This window comes from Pseudarthrobacter sp. NPDC080039 (assembly GCF_040702335.1).
Classification (GTDB): Bacteria; Actinomycetota; Actinomycetes; order Actinomycetales; family Micrococcaceae; genus Arthrobacter; species Arthrobacter enclensis_A.
Genome location: NZ_JBFBKY010000007.1, coordinates 120,720 through 139,344, shown reverse-complemented (window position 1 = coordinate 139,344; position 18,625 = coordinate 120,720). Strand labels below are relative to the sequence as shown.

Below are 18,625 nucleotides of genomic sequence, written 5' to 3'. Positions count from 1 at the left end.
CATGACCGGATTAAGCGTTGATGCCGCGGCCAAATGGCCGGCGGGCATTGTCAAGAATCCGAACTGTCATGAAGTGGTGAGGCAATTGTCGATTTCGCCCCAACTTCCAGCTCTGTTTTCGGAGCCGGGACTCTTATCTCCACAAGCCTCAATCAGCGTGGTCATCCCCACCTTGAACGAGGAAAAGAACCTTCCCTGGGTTCTTCGCCGGATGCCCTCCTATGTCGATGAAGTGATCATCGTGGACGGGCGTTCTCAAGACAACACCGTAGAAGTGGCCAAAGCACTGCGTGCCGACGTGGTGGTGGTTAACGAAACCCGTAAAGGGAAAGGTGTGGCACTCCGCGCCGGCTTTGCGGCCGCAACCGGGGACATCATCGTGATGCTGGACGCGGACGGAAGCATGGACCCGCAGGAGATCGGCTGGTTCGTTGCCCCGCTCCAGCACGATTTCGATTTCGTCAAAGGTTCCCGGCACGTAACCGGTGGCGGGTCCGAGGACCTGACCCGGCTGCGGAAAGCCGGCAACAGGGCGTTGACCGGACTTGCGAACGCTGTTCTGCACAGCAACTACTCCGACCTCTGCTACGGGTACATCGCCTTCCGGCGTGAATGCCTGGAGGTCCTTGAACTGCAGTCCGACGGCTTTGAGATCGAAACCGAGCTCATTGTCCGCGCCGCAAGGGGGGGCCTGCGGATCGCCGAAGTGCCCAGCCTTGAGCTGGACCGCATATCAGGGGCATCCAACCTCCAGACGTTCCGCGACGGGTGGCGGGTGCTGCATACGCTGGCCCGGGAATGCACGCTCTGGGAGGCGCCCACGGCCGGTGCCCGGCCCGAAGCGCTTCGCCGCGTGAAGTACACCTACTCCAACGTCCGGTTCCCGAGGCTCCCCGTGGATCCGCACAGCGTCCTCGCGCCGGCAGTGAAACCGCAGGACACCTGGATTGCGACGGCGGTGACGCAGCATGCTTGACCGCGCCAAGCCGCTGTCCGTGACAGTGGTGATCTGTGCCTACACCTCAGGGCGGTGGGGCATGCTGCTGGACGTCATCGAATCCGTCCGCAACCAGACGTTGTCCCCGGACCAGGTCCTGGTTGTCATCGACCACAACGAAGATTTGTACGAGCGGCTCGTCGAGATCGTCGACGACGTTGCCGTAGTCGAGAGCACAGGCCTTCCGGGCTTGTCCGGGGCCCGGAACACCGGCGTCGGGCTCGCTGAATCGGACATCGTCGCCTTCCTTGACGACGACGCCGAGGCCGCGCCGGACTGGCTGGAACGGCTGGTTGCGCTGTACGACGACCCCGACGTCCTGGCCGTGGGCGGGAAAGTTGTCCCCCTGTGGGAATCCGGCCGTCCGGGCTACTTCGCCGAGGAACTGGACTGGATCGTCGGCTGCAGCCACCGCGGCCTGCCCCGGGTGGCGTCGGAGGTCCGTAACGTCATCGGCGCCAACATGTCCTTCCGGCTTGAGGTGCTGCGGCAGGTGGGTGGCTTCAACCAGTCCCTTGGCCGCAAAGGCACCTTGCCGCTGGGATGCGAGGAGACCGAAATCTGCATCCGCTCGCGGATGGGAATGCCGGGATCCCGCATCGTCTATGAACCCGCGGCACTGGTCCACCACCACGTGCCCGCCTCCCGCGGAACGTGGCGCTACATGCTGTCCAGGTCGTGGTCGGAGGGACTGTCCAAAGCACAGGTCAGCCAGCTCGTAGGCCACAAACGGGCGCTGGGACCGGAACGCCGCTATGTCCGCAGCGTGCTTCCCCGCGCGGTGTTCACCGGCCTCAAATCCTGGGGGCGCGAGGGCAGCGCCGATGGGCTGGGCCGCGCCGGCGCGGTAATCGCGGTCCTGGCCTGCACAGCCGCCGGATACTTCCAGGGACGCCGCCTCCAGCATTGGACAGGCCCCGAAGAAGAGGGCCAGGTCCTGGCCCCAGCCGGCGGCCAGTGGAGGGAAGTCCAATGAGCGAAGGCGCCAGCCAGGTGCTCGAGGAGCTCCAGGGCGAGGCACTGATCCTGGTGCCCGCCATGGAGTCCCGGTTGCCCCCGGCGTGGCCGGGGGCAAGGTGGATCGGGTCGGTGGACCTGGAGGACCTTGCGGACTGCTCCCGCTTTGAACTGGAGAACCATGCTGGATACGAACGGGCACGGCTGCTGGTGCGCGCGTCGGGGGCTGTGCGGGGATTTGTCGATGTGCCGTCGCCGGCGGGAATCGTGGACCGGGCTGTCTTCGAGGACGCCCTGGCGGCACTGCCTCCAGTTCCGTCATTTCCCGCGGCGGTAGCCGCTCCGCACATCACGGTGGTGGTCTGCACGAGGGATCGCACCGAGCAGCTGCGCGGTGCGCTGATGACCATCCTCGCACTGGATTACCCGCATTTTGACGTCGTCGTGGTGGACAACGCGCCGGCAACGCACGCCACGGAAGAACTGGTGTGCCAGGAGTTCCGGGACCTGCGGGTACGGCTGGTGACGGAACCCGTTCCGGGCCTCTCCCACGCCAGGAATACCGGCCTCCGCCACGCACGGGGAGATCTCGTGGCCTTTACGGACGATGACGTGGTGGTGGACAGGTCCTGGTTGCGGGAAATCGCGGCGGCGTTCGATGCTGTCCCGGGGGCGGCATGCGTGACGGGCCTGGTTCCGGCGGGGGAACTCCGTACACCTGCCCAAGGCTACTTCGACTCCAAGGTCAGCTGGTCACGGAGCCTGGTTCCGCAGGTCTACTCGCTGGCAGACCCGCCCGCCGGACTTCCGAAATTTCCCTTCAGTCCCGGAGCCTTCGGGACGGGGGCCAACTTCGCGCTGAGGCGCCAGGCAGCCCTCCGACTTGGCGGTTTCGATCCCGCCCTGGGGGTCGGAACCCCAACCGGAGGCGGCGAGGACATTGACATGTTCACCAGGGTGATCCTCGAAGGACACGCCCTGGTGGTCCAGCCGGCGGCCATTGTCTGGCACCGCCACAGGGACGGGCTTGAAGACCTCCGGGTGCAGGCCCGCGGCTACGGAAACGGGCTGGGGGCCTGGATGACCAAGGTCATGATGGACCCCCGGACGGCAAGGCTGGCGCTGGCCAGGAGCTGGGGGGTGGGCCTTGAGTTCTTCAACCACCGCCCGCGTGCCGTCCAGCCCGCGCTCCAGGGCCCCCCGGTCCATGGGTCCCTTGAGGCGCAGGCCGCCAGGCTCGTCTGGCTGCAGCTGCTGGCTGTGGCGTTCGGACCCTACAAATATCTGCAGGCGCGCAGGGCCGCGGGCAGCTAAGGCAACAGTCAGCATGTGTGCTGGTCGCGGAGGCCCGCTCCGTCAGCGGCAAGAACTATCCAGGAGTTGAAACAGTATGGCGCTTCTCATCAGGGGTGACGTGTCCGGCCCGATGAACTCCCGCACTTCACGGTGGCACGGGCCAGGCTATGCCGAATACGTCCTGGCCCTGCTCGCTGCCGTGACGGCGTTTCTGATCCTGTTCGACATCGGCGGTGAGTCCATCGCGGGCGCCAAAATCCTGGTGTGCCTCGCCATCCCGGGCTGGGCCCTGGTGCGCTGGGTCCGCCACGTGGATCCTGTTGCACGCCTGGTCTTCACGATCGTTGCCGGTGCAACTGCCTTCGCCCTGACCGCTGCCGTTATGGGGTGGCTCCAGCTCTGGAATCCCCGGCCCGCCGCCGTCGGCATCCTGATTGCAGCTGTGGCTGCCCTGCTGGTACCAGGCCCACGCACCCCGTTGCCCTCCGTTGTCCGGCTGCAACGCCCGCAGCGCGGCACCTATGTGCCCTGGCTGGTTTTCGTGGGTGCCATGGTCATGTGGGCGGCGACGCTGGGATTGACGAACCCGCACTTGGGTGATCTCGGGCTCCTGGCCGCGTTCCCGGTCACCTGGTACGTTTCGCTGGCGCTGGTTGTCGCGTTGTGCATCTGGAGCACCGCCCGTCCCGGCCGGCATTCCGGATGGCTTCCGGGAGCCTCGCTCACCGGGCTGGTGGTCATCCTCTATTCATCTGCCGGCCTGCTGACCAGCGTCCCGCGGCTGCCCTGGACGTACAAGCACATCGCCGTGACAGACCTGATCCAGAGCACCGGCCAGTTCGACCCGAATATTGACATCTACAACCGCTGGCCCGGGTTCTTCCTGTTCAGTGCGTTCGTTGGCGAATCCGGCGGCTACAAGGATGCCCTGTCCTACGCGGGATGGGCGGAGCCGGTGTTTGCGCTGATGAACGTGGCACTGGTCCTCGCAATTGCCAGGACCCTGACGAAGAACCGCCGCATCTCCTGGACCAGTGCGCTGGTCTTTGCACTTTCAAACTGGCTGAACCAGAACTACTTTTCGCCGCAGGCCTTTGCCTACACCCTGCACTTGACCATGTGCCTGGTGATTCTCACCTTCCTTCGCGGAAGCCCGGCCGCCTGGGTGGTGTCGCTCGAGCAGAGGCTGGCAACCCGGTTCTCCAAATCCGCGCCGGAACCTGAAGAGACCAGGTCCTTCAGCGGCCGCCAGCAGGCACTGGCAGTGGCTGCCGTCCTGGTCCTGCAGGCGATGATCGTCATGAGCCACCAGTTGACGCCCTACCTGGCCATCCTGGGGTTGTTCCCGCTCTTCATCGCCCTCTACTTTAAGCCCGCGTGGCTCGCCCCGGCGCTCCTGTTGATGGCCTTGCTCTACCTCCTTCCCAACGCGGAGTTCGTGAAGGAAAAGTACGGCCTGCTGAGCGGCTTCGATTTCCTGGCGAACGCCGGCTACAAGAGCGTGGCCGGCGGACCCGGACCGTCCCTCCTGTCCGGCCGGTGGCTGGCCAGGGAGGCGCTGGCCCTGTCCCTGTTTACTGCCCTGCTTGCCGGGTTGGGCTTCCTCCGCAACTTCCTTCGCGGCCACGTCCGCACCACCCTCCTCGTGGGGACGCTCGCGGCAACACCCATCATTGGGCTGTTCGGAACGTCCTACGGCGGGGAAGGCAGGCTTCGGGTCTTCATGTTTGCCCTTCCGTGGCTCTCCATCGGCGCAGCCTGGCTCTTCTGGTCCGGCACGCGCCCCGGCAGGAAGGCGGTTGTGGGGGCAGCGTCTGCGATCTCGGTAATGGCGGTGCTCTTTACCACCGTGTATTTCCAGAACGAGGCCAACGTACGGGTACCGGCGGCAGACGTGGCTGCCAGCCGCTGGCTGGATTCGAACGTCCAGCGCGGTGACGCCGTGGTGGAGACCAACTACCACCTGCCGCTGCTCATCGGCTCGCACTACTCCTTCTTCCTCCGCAGCGGCCAAATGGTTTCCGTTGCACCGAAGCTGCACAGCGCGGGCCCGCCCTTTACGGGTGACGACATGCTTGCCTACGTTGACAAGACCCGGGCCGCCGCCAAGCTGAGGCCCTCGGACCGCATCTTCGTGGTGGTCTCCGACCTGCAGCAGCGCACGTCCACCGGCGTTCTCCGGAAGTTCCCCACGGATGTCCTCGTCCCGCTTGAGCATGACCTGAACGTCGCACGGGGCACCGAGCTGGTTTTTGAAAACAAGTCTGTGAGGATTTACGAGGTTACCCGTGCTGACTGGGGAAAATAGGGGACGGGTGTACCAGCTGTCGCTGATCACCGTGACGTCGTTGTCCATCGTCGGGGCTGTCCTGCTGGCGCTTCAGGGGGACTCCTCCAGGGTCACCGAAGCGCCCAGGGGGAACCTGCCCTCGTGGCGCCAGACGATGGTCCAGGACTTCGATGTACCTGCTCCTTTGGGAGCCGTGGGCCAGGTGTACGGCCCCGACATGAGAGGTTATGCCGGGTTTTCCGATTCCTCGGGCTATGGCACGTATACCCCCGACGATGTCCTTTCGGTACACGACGGCTACCTGGACTTCTACCTCCACTATTCGAATAACAGGCCCCGGGTGGCCAGCGCCATACCGTTCGGTTACACCGGCCAGACCTATGGAAGATACTCTGTGCGGTTCCGCTATGACTCCATCCCGGGCTACAAGATCGCGTTCCTCCTGTGGCCTGCCAGCGACAACTGGAACGAGGGGGAAATCGATTGGCCGGAAGGGGGCCTGGACGGATCCCTCTACGGGAACTCCGCGATCAGGGGGACCCGGACGTCCAACGGCATGCAGTTTGATCCCGGTGACCGGAAATACTCTTCGTCCAGCCCGGGCCAGTGGCATGTAGCCACCATCGAATGGAAGCCCGGCCTGGTGCAGTGGTTCCTGGATGACCAACTGGTGGACCAGACAACCAAACCCAAAGGCGTACCCCATACGCCAATGCGCTGGACTCTCCAGGTGGAAACGGCCGACGACGCCACCAGTACTTTTCCCGCGACGGACGTTGCCGGGCACATACAGGTCGATTGGGTGGTGCAGTATGCGTACACACGGTAAACAAGGCTGTGGCCGCCGCTGCGGCTGGAACCGGTTCGGGGGATTGCACCATGGATACGGCAAGTGACCTGCCCGTTCCCCGGGAGCCGGGGAACGCCTCCCGTACAGTCGGGGACGCGGCGCCGGGAAGCGACCAGATCCATCCCGTGGTGGCTAAAGCGTTCCGGGTCCTCGACGCGGCAGGGCTGCCATGGCTCCTGGTCCGGGGCTGGGACGATCTGGCCCTGCCCCGGGGAGACGTGGACATCCTCGTGGACAGCCGGCTCCTTCCCCGGCTGGACGCCTTGATGGCGGACGCGGGGTTCTGCCGCGTCGTGGCCTGGGGCCATGGCAGCCACAGATTCTACTTCTGCTACTCCGCGGACGCAGGCGCGTGGATCAAGCTCGACATTGTCTCGGCCTTGGCGTTCGGCCCCCGCCAGCAGTGGCGTACGTCCTGGGCACCCCGGTGCCTTCGGCGCCGGGTCCGCCATGGCTCCTGCTGGGTGCCGGACCCGTCAGACCAGGCGTGGCTGCTGCTGCTGCACCTTTTCATGGACAAGGGCGGCGTCGCGCAGGAGCGTCAGGAGGGCGCCCGGGCGGCTGCCAGGGTGGCGGCCGACGGCGGCAGGATGGCGGAGTCGGTCAGGCGCAGGGTGGGTGCGGGGCTGGCGACCGACATGTTGAACCTGGTCCTGGCAGGACGGTTCGAGGAAGCGCCCGCCATTGCGGCCCGGATGAGGGCATCCTGGAGTGGCAGTTTCAGCTCCAGGTTCATATCAGCAGTCAACGGAACGTTGAGGCACGCCGGTGCCCGGGTGCAGGGGCACACTCCCTTGTTGGGCGTCATGGCTCCGGACGGGGCCGGTAAAACCACACTGTTGAACGGCCTGCATGCCGACGTTCCCCTGCCCACCAAGTACGTGTACATGGGCCTGTGGGGGGCGGGGCCGTGGGATGCCGTGCTCAACCGGATACCGGGCGGACGAACGGCCAAGAAGGTTTACCGGCTGGTGCGGGGCGGCCTCCTGGCCAGGTTCTACCGGGCCATGGGCAAGGTGGTGCTGATGGATCGCGTGGCGTATGACGCCTTGCTCGGCGGCTCCTCCCGCGGTCCGCTTGCGGCGATCAGCAATGCGCTCGCCCTGGCCGTGATCCCCGCCCCTGATGTCCTTCTGGTGCTCGATGTCCCCGGCGACGTCATGTTTGAGCGGAAGGGCGAACACAGCCCGGAGGTCCTGGAATCGTGGCGGAACGACTACCTCGAGTTGGCCGGCCGGCTCCCCGCCAGCAGGGTGGTCGATGCAGCCCAGCCGGCGGACGTGGTGCAGCGCGTCGCAACCGGCATCGTGTGGGAAATTTTCGCAGGCGGCGCCCAAAAAGCAACAGGTGGCACCCCTCCACCGCCGGCCTCGGCTGCCAGCCGGCTGCCCCAGGCCGGTCCCGCCCCGGAAGCCGTCGCAGGGGAGGCCCTCGCCCTGCATCTTTGGCGGTTCCTGGACTGGCGGTTCCTCCTTCCCGTCCTGCAGCCGCGCGCGCTTGGTTTCGGCGGGAGCCTCAGCCCCGAGGCGCAGGCGGCCCTGCGGCTGCTGGACCCGGAAGCCGTGCGCCTGGCGGACCCGGAAACCGTAGCCGGCGGCAGGACGTGCGACGTGGTGCTGCTCGCCTCGCCCGGCCGTGGCCAGCTTGACAGTGCAGGACTGGCATTGGAGCCCGGAGGCTGGATCTGCGTCGAAGCCAGCCGGTCCCTTCTCCAGCGCTCGGGTCCGCGCACGCTGAGGGGCTGGAAGAGGACGCTGGAACGCCGGGGGTACCGGGACATTGCCCTTTACTGGAACGCACCCAACCGCCAGCGCACTGCACGGCTGGTTCCGGTGCAGTCCCGCGTGTCCATCCGCGACACCCTCGGTTTGCGGAAAGATGTGCGTTTCGGGGCGCTGAAAGCTGCGGCGGTCCATACTGCACTGGCCCTGCGCGTCTTCGACCTCCTGGTGCCGGAGGGCACCATCACGGGGCGCCGGCCCGAAGGGAAGGAGCAGCCGTGAATTTCGTGGACCAGTTCCTGCAAGACCACTATAACGAGTTGGCCCTTGACGGGTACGGCCTGGGGAAGCGCTGGGAGACGCTGCTCCTGACGCCGCGCTTTGCGACCTCACGGCATGTAGTGGCCCTGATCTTCCCTGCCCGGCACACCGAGCCGGCCCTGGTGGTAAAGGTGCCCCGCCAGCCCGGCGACAACACCGGAGTCCGCCGTGAGGCTGCCATGCTGGCCCAACTCTCTGCCGTCGTCGACAGCCCGGGCGCTGGTGTTCCCCGGCTGGTGGGGATCCGGGACATGGGTGCCTACACGGTCCTCGTCGAAACCGCCCTGACCGGGACGCCCCTCGACCCCAGGGCAGTGGCGGCGGACCTTTCCTCCGCCGTAGCCACCGGAACCGAGTTCGTCGGGGCACTTCCCTGCACCCGTCCCGCCGCGGACAACGTGGACTGGTACCAGCGCACGGTCAGGGATCCGCTGGCGGCGCTCGAGGCCTTGTCCGGGCAGGATGCGCAGACCTGTGAACTGGTTGAGCGCACGCACGCCGTCCTCGGGCCTCTTCAGCGCGCGCAACTGCCCGCGGTGATCGAACACGGCGACCTGAGCCACCCCAACCTGCTGGTTAAGCCTGGCGCTCCCCTGCAGGTCATGGATTGGGAACGTTCCCTTACCGGCGGTGTCCCCGGGCACGACCTGGTGTTCTATCTGCAGTACTTAAGCGAGTCCAGTGAACAGGCGTTCGTGAGGGAGGCCCAGCTTGCTGCCTTCGACAAGGCGTTTGGCCACGGCGGTTGGGCGCATGGGCCGCTGTCACTCCACCTGGGAATGAGGGGAGTGGACGAATCACTGTTTCCCCTGCTGGTCATCGCAACCTGGGCCCGGTCCACGGCAACGCTCGCTGACCGCCTGGCGCAGGAAGCCGCACCTGGGCTTTCACAGGGCAACGAGAAAGTGCGCGCCACCCTCCTGGCGGACAGGGACTTCTGGCTGTGGCGGCATGCCCTGGACGCCGCCTAGGGCAAAACCGCAGGACGTGGGAAGCCTCAGGATGACCGGCCCTCTGCGTCGTCCGGCGTTTTCGGGTGGTGCCTGAAAAGGCCGAGTATCTCATCGTGCAGGTCCCGGTAGCCGAAGCGCAGCACAGCGTACGCCACCGCTATGCCGGCAACCACCATGGCAATCAGGGTGGGGACAGGGCCCAGCGCATGCCGGGCCAGGTTCAGAAGCCCCACCAGGGCGACTCCGGCGCCGCACAGCAGGCCGGGGGCGGCGGCCCGCATCAAGCGCCGCACCCTGGTTCCCATCACCTTGGCCGCCACAGCCTGCATGCCGAACGCAAAGACCACGGCGACCACCATCTGGGCGCACGCGACCCCCACTATGCCCCAGCGGGTGGCGAAGACCAGCGCCGGGAGGAGGACGGCAAGCCGGACCACGGAGATCCAGATGGAGAGCCCGGGCCTGCCAAGGGCTTTGTAGACATCATTGGCACCCGCGCCCAGGGACCGGGCCGCCGCGTACAGCGCGAGGAAGACCAGCGGGGTAACCGAGTCATCCCACCGCTGCCCGAACAGGACCGGCACCAGGACCGGTGCCACCACGGCGAGTCCCACTCCTGCCGTAATGCCGTACAGCGCCTGGACAGTGACGCTCTTCAAGTACCCGTCGCGCAGCCGCTGCCGGTCGCCGCGGACCTGCGTATACAGGGGAAACAGGACGGTGGAAAGTACAAAGAACACATTGAGGATCAGTGCTTCGGGCAGGCGGAAGGCAAGGGTGTAAAGGCCCAGCGCGTTGGCGCCAAGCATGATGCCGATGACCAGGTAGTCGACGTCGAAGATCGCCCTGGCCAGCATGGTGCTGCCTGCGACGGGAGCGCCGAAGCGGACATTCTCGGCAATGGCGCTCCTGCTCACGCGCCAGATCTGCCAGGGAGCCTCGTGACGGACCAGGAACCAGCAGGTGGCGGCGTAGGCCACCGATCCTGCGGCTGTTCCCACCGCGAGTGACCAGGCCCCGTGGCCGGTGAAGGCCAGGTAAAGGGTCACCGCTCCCATGGTCGCGGCGCGCAGCACCGGAGCGGCCGTCAGCTGCCGGAACTTGAGGTCGCGGCGCATGATCGCCTCGGGGACGGCTCCGCAAGCGGTGGCCAGCACGGAAACTCCAAGGACCTGTACCAGCGGAGCCACACCGTCCAGCCCGACGAGATCCTCCACGGTGTCCGCCGCAAGCACCGCCGCAACGGCCAGGACCGCCCCCAGGGTGACGGACAGCAGGAGGGCCGAGCGCGCTATGACCTGCGTCCTGGGCAGGTAGACCAGGGCCTGGCCCACGCCGGCGTCGGCAATGGTCTCCGCGTATGCCATAAGTACCAGCGCAAGGGCGACGAGGCCATATTCCGCGGGCGACAGCAGCCGAGCGAGCACCACCGTGGTCACCAGGACGATCACCCTGCCCGAGGCGAAGGCCAGCCCCTGCCACAGGGCTCCCCGGACCCCTTTGCGTTCCAGTTCCCCCGGCGCGTACGTCACGGTTGCCCGTTCGTCGGCGAAAGCCGGCCGGCCGGGGATGGGGAGGCCGCGGCCTCCCGTACTTCCGCCAGGTATTCGCCGGCCACGGTGTCCCATGACCGGACCTCTCCTGCCGGACCTCTCGCCGGAACGGCTGCAGGAGTCCCCTGCGGCAGTTCCGGCGCGGTGAGAAGTTCCACTATCCTGCGGACAAGCCGGTCCCGGCTGCCTTCCACGGTCATCAGCGGGTGCGCGGGCAGTTCCCTGGCCGCCACCGGGGTGGCCACCACGGGCAGCCCTGCAGCGAGGGCTTCCAGCACGGAGTTGCGGATGCCCACGCCATGTTCGTCGGGGAAGACTGCCACGTCCGACCCGTGGAAGACGTCCAGGATGGAGGGAACGTTTGCCAGGACGTCCACCCGCGGGCCGGCCAGTGCCTGGACCGCCGGTGTGGGCCGGCGCCCCGCGATGACAAACCGGGTGTTCGGAACTTCCTGCCACACCCGCGGCGCGATCGTCTTTACCAGAACGGTGGCGCTGTCCACGTTCGGGGCGTAATTCAGGCTGCCGGCAAAGCACACGACGGGTGTGCCACGCTCACGGCGGGTGCGGCTCCCCACCGCAGTTCCGTTGGGGATGCTCCTCACCGGGCGGCCCAGTTTTGCCGCCCACACGGCGGCATCCTGTGCCCCGACGGTCAGGAGGCGTGCCCGCACCGGCAGTTGCCGTTCAGCCCGTGCCGCCAGTTGTTCACGCAGCCGGTAGGCGGGCCGGAGCGTGTGCGCAATGGCGGTGTCCATGCCGGCGCGGATGGACCAGGGATCCACTGTTTGCAGCACAACGGGCCCGGACACCTCGTGGGACAGGAAAAGGGCGTGGGGGCCGTGGATGAGGGTGGCGTCCCTGCCTTGCGACAAACGTGCGGCTGCCGCGCGGGCGGAAGGGGTGTCACGGCGGTGCTTCCCCAGCCCCGCCAGGCCCCCCAGGGAGCGGACAAAGGCTGAAAGTTCTTCCCGGGGGGCCAGTTCGTAGACGGAGTCGCAGCGATCCCTGATTTCTGCAGGTACGGGGACCGGGCCGGAAAAAGTCAGCAGGGTGACGGCAACTTCTGCCGGAAGGTGCAGGATGACCTCGTACGGAATCATCGAGCTTCCGTCCCCAAGTTCCGGATCCCGGTTGGGCACGCTTTCCGTCACGTACAGGAGCCTCATTGCAAGAGTGTAATGGATCACACTTCCCATGGAGCGGTTGCTTTAGGCAACCTTGAGGAAAGCCGCGGGAAAGGGGGCGACGGCGGGAGGTCCCGCCGTCGCCCCCCTCACCCGGTGGTAAGGGGCCGGCTACTGCCAGGCGCGCACGTAGTCCACCAGGACCTGGGACTGGGGTCCGTAGGCGGGGTTGGTGGATGAGGCACCCACATTCAGGACGATGTACTGAGGGGCATTGCCGTCATTGGTGGGATAGGACTTAACTTTGACGCCGTCAAAATACACGTCCGACGAGTTGGCCATCCGGTGCAGCCCGAACGTGTGGTACTCGTTGGCCCAGTTGCCGCCGACGCCACCCTGGTTCTGCGAGCCGGACGACGAGTGGTAGTTAACGGTCATCTTGGCCTGGAGTACCTCGGCGATGTCATTCTCGCCGGTGGCGGGCCAGGACTGTCCCGTGGTCCAGAAGGCGGGCCAGTTGTAGAGCCCGTTGCCGTTGCCCGGGAATTTGATGCGTGCCTCGACATAGCCGGTGGTGAACTGGAAGCCGCTGCCGGCACCGCCCTTGGGGTTGGTGGACACGAGGGCGCCGGACGTGGAAGAGCTGAGCCCCAGGACAAGGTTCCCGTTGGCCACCGAAACGTTGGAGGGGCTGGTGGAGACTTTGTTCATGGTGCCGCAGCCGGGCGAGAACCAGCAGCTGGCCCACTTGGCGCTGTCCAGGCCGTTTCCGTTGAACTCGTCCGCGAAGGTCATGGTCCAGTTGCCGGGAACGCCGGTCGGCATCGGGGTGCCGCTGTTTGCCAGCTGCGCCGCGGCGGGCGCCACGGCGATGGGGGAGTCGCCCGCGGGAGCCGGCCCGGCAGGTGCCGCCGCCGGGGCGGAGGGCTGGGCCGGGGAGGGTGCGGGTGCCGGAGGGGCCTCGACTGCGGGGGCGGGAGCCGGTGCGGCGGAGGGGGGAGCAGTCGCAGTTTGCGGCGTTGCTTCACTGCCGGTGCCGGCGGCGCTGGCCACTCGGGCCACGTCCGCCGTGTCATTGCCCTGGGCAAGGCCGAGGCCAAGGGACGCAGCGCCAAGGAGTGCGGCGGCGAGTCCGGCCGTGAGGGGCAAAGGCAGCCGGCTCACTTTTCGCTTGGCCGCCGGCATTGGCGGGGTGGCGGTGGCAGGGGCGGTTTCATTTTGATAACGGTGCGCCGGGTTCGCGCTGCTTTTAAGGAATGCGGGCATGGGGTTTTACCTCTCAACGCCTGCGGAGTTAGCTGTCGGGTTCGGATGAGGCCATCCGGCCGCCTGGATGCGGCTTCACCCCGAGGGCAGGCGTAAGCCAGGCCCGTGACACTCGGGTCCCCCGCCTCTGCCTGGAAACTTGGTGGATCACGGAGGCGGCAGAGCTGGGCGTCCTCCGGGATTGAGGCCGGCTGGGGGCGGCCCCCCATGACCGTACACGACACGCCGGCGAAAATCACAATTAGGTAACGGGCCTCACGTCCTGGTGTACCGCTCAAGGGGTATCGCTTTCCCGGACGTGACGGGCGGCGGGTTATCCACATAGCCCGGCCAGGGACGCCGCGGCAGGCATCACGGGACTAGCCTTGAGTCAAGCGCGAATCGCCTATCGGGTCCAAATGCACTAGGATATTGAAGTCTGTGCTGCGTCCTGCCCCCGTTCCGGAGGCGAGGCATTGCATGGAATCGCAAATGAACCTCCTGTTACGGAAATGCCGTAACCGCTTAGCCCAAAGGAGGTGGGTTCACATATGCGTCCTTACGAATTGATGGTAATCATCGACCCCGAGGTCGAAGAGCGTACCGTTGAGCCGTCGCTTCAGAAGTTCCTGAACGTCATCACCAACGATGGTGGAACCATCGAGAAGGTTGACATCTGGGGCCGTCGCCGTCTGGCTTACGACATCAAGAAGAAGTCCGAAGGTATCTACGCCGTGGTGAACTTCACTGCCAAGCCGGAGACCGCCAAGGAACTTGACCGCCAGCTGTCTCTTAACGAGACCATCATGCGCACCAAGATCACCCGCCCCGAAGAGCAGAAGGTTGTTGCTGAGTAATTCAGCAATGGTCCTCATTCTTTACCCCGCAGGAAACGCACTCTTCACCCAGGATCGAACAAGGAGGCAGTAGATGGCAGGCGAGACCACCATTACGGTCATCGGTAACCTCACCAATGACCCGGAATTGCGGTTCACACCGTCGGGTTCCGCAGTAGCGAACTTCACCATTGCTTCCACCCCCCGTACCTTTGATCGCCAGTCCAACGAGTGGAAGGACGGGGAGACCCTGTTCCTCCGCGCCGCGGTGTGGCGTGAAGCAGCCGAGAACGTTGCCGAATCCCTGACCAAGGGAATGCGCGTTATCGTGACCGGCCGCCTGAAGAGCCGTTCCTACGAAACAAAAGAAGGCGAAAAGCGCACCGTTATCGAGCTTGAGGTCGACGAAATCGGCCCCAGCCTGCGCTACGCAAATGCCAAGGTCAACCGTACCCAGCGCTCCGGCGGCCAAGGTGGCGGCGGCTTCGGCGGTGGCGGCGGCGGTGGCTTCGGAGGCGGCAACTCTGGTGGAAACCAGGGCGGCAACTCCGGTGGAGGCTGGGGCGGCGGCAACCAGCAGGCTGCACAGGACGATCCCTGGGCCACGCCCGGTGTGTCCAACGCAGGCGGCTGGGGCAACGGCCCCGATTCCGAACCTCCCTTCTAAACCCAAACAACGGCCCGGCGCCGGGACGGCAAGGGTGCGCAACGCACTCAAGCTGCTGCCGCCGTCGGACCACCACCATCCCGTGGATCAATATCCACGGGCTCCCTAGAATAGGAGCTCCACGATGGCTAAGGCTGAACTCCGTAAGCCCAAACCAAAGTCCAACCCCTTGAAGGCCGCTGACATCACTGTCATCGACTACAAGGACGTAGCATTGCTGCGCAAGTTCATCTCCGACCGCGGCAAGATCCGCGCCCGTCGCGTTACCGGCGTTACGGTGCAGGAACAGCGCAAGATCGCCCAGGCAATCAAGAACGCCCGCGAAGTTGCTCTGCTGCCTTACTCCGGCGCTGGCCGCGGCTAAGGAAGGGATTAACTAACATGGCAAAGCTCATTTTGACCCACGAAGTCACCGGTCTCGGTGCAGCTGGCGATGTTGTCGAGGTCAAGGACGGTTACGCACGTAACTACCTCCTGCCGCGCAACTTCGCCCTGACCTGGTCGAAGGGTGGCGAGAAGCAGGTTGAGTCCATCAAGGCTGCCCGCGCCGCCCGCGAGCACGCTTCCCTGGAAGATGCTCAGAAGCAGGCTGCTGCGCTGTCCGCCAAGCCGGTCAAGCTGGTCGTCAAGGCTGGCGAGTCCGGCCGCCTGTTCGGCACCGTCAAGCAGGGCGACGTTGCTGACGCTGTTGAGGCCGCTGGCCTTGGCAAGATCGACAAGCGCAAGGTTGAACTGCCCGCACACATCAAGTCGGTCGGTTCCTACCAGGCCAACGTCCGCCTCCACGCTGACGTTGCCGCTGTGATCGAGCTCGACGTAGTGGCAGGCAAGTAGCCCTACGGCCCGGCAGTTACGACTGCAGAAGACCCCCATCGCCGGATTCCGGCGGTGGGGGTCTTCGCATGTGCCGGTGGTAACCTGCTCCGGTGAATCCGACAGCGCGCAGCCGCCCCTTCCAGCAGGTCGACGTTTTCTCCGGCCAGCCCTACCGGGGCAACCCGCTCGCCGTTGTCCTTGATGCCGAGGGCCTGGACTCAGCAACGATGCAGCAGTTTGCGAACTGGACCAACCTTTCTGAAAGCACCTTCCTCCTGCCGCCGAAGGACCCGCGCGCCGACTACCGGGTCAGGATCTTCACGGGCACGGAAGAGTTTCCCTTCGCGGGGCACCCAACGCTGGGCTCGGCCCATACGTGGCTGGAAGCCGGCGGAGTTCCCAAATCCGACGGCTATGTGGTGCAGGAATGCGCTGCCGGGCTGGTCCGGGTAAAGCGCGACGGCGGCAGGCTGGCTTTCGCCGCGCCGCCCCTGACACGATTCGGCGCCGTGGAAGCGTCGGTCCGGCGGCAGCTGGCCGCGGCGCTAAGGGTGCGCGCAGAAGACATCCTCGACGCGTCCTGGCTGGTGAACGGTCCCGAATGGATCGGGGTCCTGCTCGAGACTGCCGAGCAGGTGTTGGCCCTCGCGCCGGACTATACGGCCATGGGCAACCTGAAGATCGGTGCCATTGGTCCTTGCCCTGCCGGCGACGGGCCCGACTTCGAAGTCCGCACGTTCCTGCCCGGTGATGCGATGGCGGAGGATCCTGTCACCGGCAGCTTCAATGCCGGAGCAGCGCAGTGGCTGATGGAGACCGGCAGGGCCCCGGAGCGGTACGTGGCGTCGCAGGGGACTGTCCTGGGCCGGGCGGGCCGCATCCACGTCAGTGCCGAAGATGGGGACATCTGGGTGGGCGGCTACTCCACCACCGGCATTCGGGGAAGCGTGATGCTCTAACAGGGGCAGGCCTGTTAGTCGGGCGGGAATACTTTCCTGGCGCAAGCAGTTCACTCATGTAGATGCAAACGCATATATGATGGATAGAACAAGCACCAGGAGAATGCCATGGAAACCCGCCGCATCACCGTCCTTTCTGCAGGGCTCGGCGTACCCTCCTCCAGCCGCCTGCTGGCGGACCAGTTGGCAGCAGCTGCCCGGCGCCAGCTTATGGCCGGCGGATACCAGGTGGACGTGGACGTCGTGGAGCTCCGCGACCTGGCCGTGGACATTGCCAACAACTTCGTCACCGGCTACGCCGCCCCCCGCCTGGCGGAGGTGATCGCAGCGGTGGAGGCATCGGACGGAATCATCGCGGTGACCCCTGTGTTCAGTGCGTCCTACAGTGGCCTCTTCAAGTCCTTCATAGATGTTCTGGACCCCAAGTCGCTGGACGGAAAGGCGGTCCTGCTGGGCGCCACCGGCGGCACCGACCGGCACCAGATGGTCCTTGACTACGCCATGCGGCCGCTGTTCAGCTACCTCCGCACCCGCATGGCTGCCACCGGCGTCTTTGCAGGACCCCAGGACTGGGGGAGCGCTGAAGAGGGCGGAGGGTCGCTCGGGGACCGGATTGAACGCGCCGCCGGCGAGTTCACACGGCTGCTCGAAGGGCCCCAGCCCGGCAGGAAGCCCGCTCCGCTGGAGTCCCTCCCGTTCGAGCAGTTGCTCGCCGGCATTGCTGGGCCGCGCTAATCGTCCAGCAGGGCGATGAACTCCCGTGCCTGCGTGATTGAAATATCAGAGTGCCGCGTCAAGGCGTTCGCCGCGGCCTCCGTCTCACCGTTGCGGGCCAGGGTCCGGATCCTGCCGTAGATCTCGTCGTTGAGCATGTTGCTGCTTACTTCCCGGGTGACATCGCCCTTGCTGGCAATGGCGCGGTAGCGGTACGGGAACCGCGTTGGTTGGTCCTCGTCTTGTTCGGCGACCTGCTGCGGCGCCTGGCTCCGATAGGGCTGCGGGTGGGCAGTGAGAGCGCCGACGGCATCACGTGATGCCCGGACGCCGTCTCCTGTGACCTCGTGGTAAAGCTTGATGGCGGCCAAGCCCTGGTCCTGGGCGATCAGGGCGTAGAGCCGACGGTGTTGGTCTTCCGACAGCCTGTCGGCCGCTGCGCGGGCAAGCTCTTTGGCGGAGACGGAAGGCTGGGGCCGGGCGGCATCATCGGCTGTTCTGCGTTTCCGGACCGCGCGGTAGGCCAGCGTGACCCCCGCTACCACCGCGAGCAGGATAAGGACCGGGACCGCGAGGGATTCCATTTTCACAAGCCGTTCTGTGTAACTTCCTGGCCGCTGCCAGGTGCGGTTGCCGAGCCGGCCCTTCGGCCGGCCTTATCTTCCTGCTGCCGGTTGTGCTCCTGCACTCCCGGGCGTACCTAGATATTAAGCCTGATCCTGGTTATCCACAGCAATATGTACCGGGCCGCGTACAGGTCCGGGGGGATTGCACAAAATCCAGACGCGGAATATGAGGAGCGCCACGCTTCCGCTCCTGACCCTTTCGAAGGCGACGGACTCCTCCCCGCACACCCAAGCACCCGGCCCACCCCTGTGGATGAAATTCCCTGGAAGAAATATTCAGTCCACATGCGGCCTGCAGTGTTTTCGCAGTTCAGGAGGGCGATGCTGCTCAAATTTTTATTTTGTCCACAGATTTCCCCACAGGCTGTGCACAAGCTATGCCACATACTGCACAGGTTATCCACAGAGGTCGTGGCATGTTGGCTTTGCCGCTGGCGCAACCGGGGCTACCGTAGCGGGGTACCTGTTCTTCGCGGCCGGACTACGGGTGTTCCAGCTGCAGCCTGGACGCGGCCCTCCACCAGTTTTCCACACCCTCTGTGGAAAACTGTGGAATCTGGGGATAAGTCCCGGTCGGAGGTGTGGCCGACCCCGCATCCGATTGTCGCGGCCTGGTTGTAAACCTGGACAGGTGGCGGCGGTTGTATTGGCGGCTGCGAACAGGATGGACCACCGGGGCACACCCGGTACAAATGGA

17 protein-coding genes and 1 riboswitch are annotated in these 18,625 nt (G+C 65.7%); of the genes, 13 read left to right on the top strand and 4 right to left on the bottom strand.

The genetic code is table 11. The annotated features are described in order from the left end of the window. The first annotated feature begins 73 nt into the window (after positions 1–73). From AB0313_RS10665 to AB0313_RS10635, 7 genes are all read left to right on the top strand, one after another. On the top strand, positions 74–976 hold the full coding sequence (locus AB0313_RS10665) for a glycosyltransferase family 2 protein (protein WP_366305516.1): 903 nt from the start codon (positions 74–76) through the stop codon (positions 974–976). Further along, positions 969–1,973 carry a glycosyltransferase gene (locus AB0313_RS10660; RefSeq protein WP_307304926.1) on the top strand — a complete coding sequence of 335 codons (1,005 nt, stop codon included), beginning with the start codon at positions 969–971 and terminating at the stop codon, positions 1,971–1,973. Before AB0313_RS10665 ends, AB0313_RS10660 begins: the two co-directional genes overlap by 8 nt. Then, positions 1,970–3,268: a glycosyltransferase gene (locus AB0313_RS10655; RefSeq protein ID WP_366305445.1), complete on the top strand. Its 1,299-nt coding sequence runs from the start codon at positions 1,970–1,972 to the stop codon at positions 3,266–3,268. Before AB0313_RS10660 ends, AB0313_RS10655 begins: the two co-directional genes overlap by 4 nt. Before the next feature lie 76 nt (positions 3,269–3,344). Next, positions 3,345–5,558, top strand: a complete 2,214-nt coding sequence (locus tag AB0313_RS10650) for a hypothetical protein (RefSeq protein WP_366305443.1) — start codon at positions 3,345–3,347, stop codon at positions 5,556–5,558. Between the two features lie 7 nt (positions 5,559–5,565). Then, on the top strand, positions 5,566–6,369 hold the full coding sequence (locus tag AB0313_RS10645; protein WP_307304917.1) for a glycoside hydrolase family 16 protein: 804 nt from the start codon (positions 5,566–5,568) through the stop codon (positions 6,367–6,369). A gap of 50 nt (positions 6,370–6,419) precedes the next feature. Continuing rightward, complete coding sequence (locus AB0313_RS10640) at positions 6,420–8,393, top strand: hypothetical protein (protein ID WP_307304914.1); 1,974 nt, start codon at positions 6,420–6,422, stop codon at positions 8,391–8,393. Continuing rightward, positions 8,390–9,403 (top strand): aminoglycoside phosphotransferase family protein, encoded by a 1,014-nt coding sequence (locus AB0313_RS10635; RefSeq protein ID WP_160147590.1) that lies wholly within the window; start codon positions 8,390–8,392, stop codon positions 9,401–9,403. Before AB0313_RS10640 ends, AB0313_RS10635 begins: the two co-directional genes overlap by 4 nt. 26 nt (positions 9,404–9,429) lie before the next feature. On the opposite strand, the gene AB0313_RS10630 is transcribed toward AB0313_RS10635, so the two are convergent. From AB0313_RS10630 to AB0313_RS10620, 3 genes are all read right to left on the bottom strand, one after another. Continuing rightward, positions 9,430–10,917, bottom strand: coding sequence for a lipopolysaccharide biosynthesis protein (locus tag AB0313_RS10630; protein WP_160147591.1), 1,488 nt, complete (start codon positions 10,915–10,917; stop codon positions 9,430–9,432). Next, on the bottom strand, positions 10,914–12,092 hold the full coding sequence (locus AB0313_RS10625) for a glycosyltransferase (protein ID WP_366305440.1): 1,179 nt from the start codon (positions 12,090–12,092) through the stop codon (positions 10,914–10,916). Before AB0313_RS10625 ends, AB0313_RS10630 begins: the two co-directional genes overlap by 4 nt. Before the next feature lie 144 nt (positions 12,093–12,236). Then, complete coding sequence (locus tag AB0313_RS10620; protein WP_366305438.1) at positions 12,237–13,331, bottom strand: glycoside hydrolase family 16 protein; 1,095 nt, start codon at positions 13,329–13,331, stop codon at positions 12,237–12,239. A gap of 5 nt (positions 13,332–13,336) precedes the next feature. Next, positions 13,337–13,486: riboswitch (cyclic di-AMP (ydaO/yuaA leader) on the bottom strand. Between the two features lie 375 nt (positions 13,487–13,861). On the opposite strand from AB0313_RS10620, the gene rpsF reads away from it, so the two are divergent. The 6 genes from rpsF (at position 13,862) to AB0313_RS10590 (ending at position 17,323) form a co-directional block, all read left to right on the top strand. After that, the gene (gene rpsF / locus AB0313_RS10615; RefSeq protein ID WP_015939036.1) at positions 13,862–14,167 is read left to right on the top strand and encodes a 30S ribosomal protein S6; all 306 of its coding nucleotides are present in this window, start codon (positions 13,862–13,864) and stop codon (positions 14,165–14,167) included. Between the two features lie 73 nt (positions 14,168–14,240). Beyond that, complete coding sequence (locus tag AB0313_RS10610) at positions 14,241–14,813, top strand: single-stranded DNA-binding protein (RefSeq protein ID WP_141944878.1); 573 nt, start codon at positions 14,241–14,243, stop codon at positions 14,811–14,813. Between the two features lie 124 nt (positions 14,814–14,937). Then, positions 14,938–15,177, top strand: coding sequence for a 30S ribosomal protein S18 (rpsR, locus tag AB0313_RS10605; protein ID WP_003800144.1), 240 nt, complete (start codon positions 14,938–14,940; stop codon positions 15,175–15,177). Between the two features lie 17 nt (positions 15,178–15,194). Next, complete coding sequence (rplI, locus tag AB0313_RS10600) at positions 15,195–15,647, top strand: 50S ribosomal protein L9 (protein ID WP_018769834.1); 453 nt, start codon at positions 15,195–15,197, stop codon at positions 15,645–15,647. Between the two features lie 92 nt (positions 15,648–15,739). Beyond that, a complete protein-coding gene (locus AB0313_RS10595; RefSeq protein WP_366305435.1) occupies positions 15,740–16,588 on the top strand; it encodes a PhzF family phenazine biosynthesis protein in 849 nt (282 codons plus the stop codon). 108 nt (positions 16,589–16,696) lie between these two features. Continuing rightward, positions 16,697–17,323, top strand: a complete 627-nt coding sequence (locus AB0313_RS10590; RefSeq protein ID WP_141944882.1) for an FMN reductase — start codon at positions 16,697–16,699, stop codon at positions 17,321–17,323. Here the strand turns inward: AB0313_RS10590 and AB0313_RS10585 are convergent. Beyond that, the gene (locus tag AB0313_RS10585; protein ID WP_366305433.1) at positions 17,320–17,886 is read right to left on the bottom strand and encodes a hypothetical protein; all 567 of its coding nucleotides are present in this window, start codon (positions 17,884–17,886) and stop codon (positions 17,320–17,322) included. The two genes, AB0313_RS10590 and AB0313_RS10585, sit on opposite strands and share 4 nt — an antisense overlap. Positions 17,887–18,625: the final 739 nt, after the last annotated feature.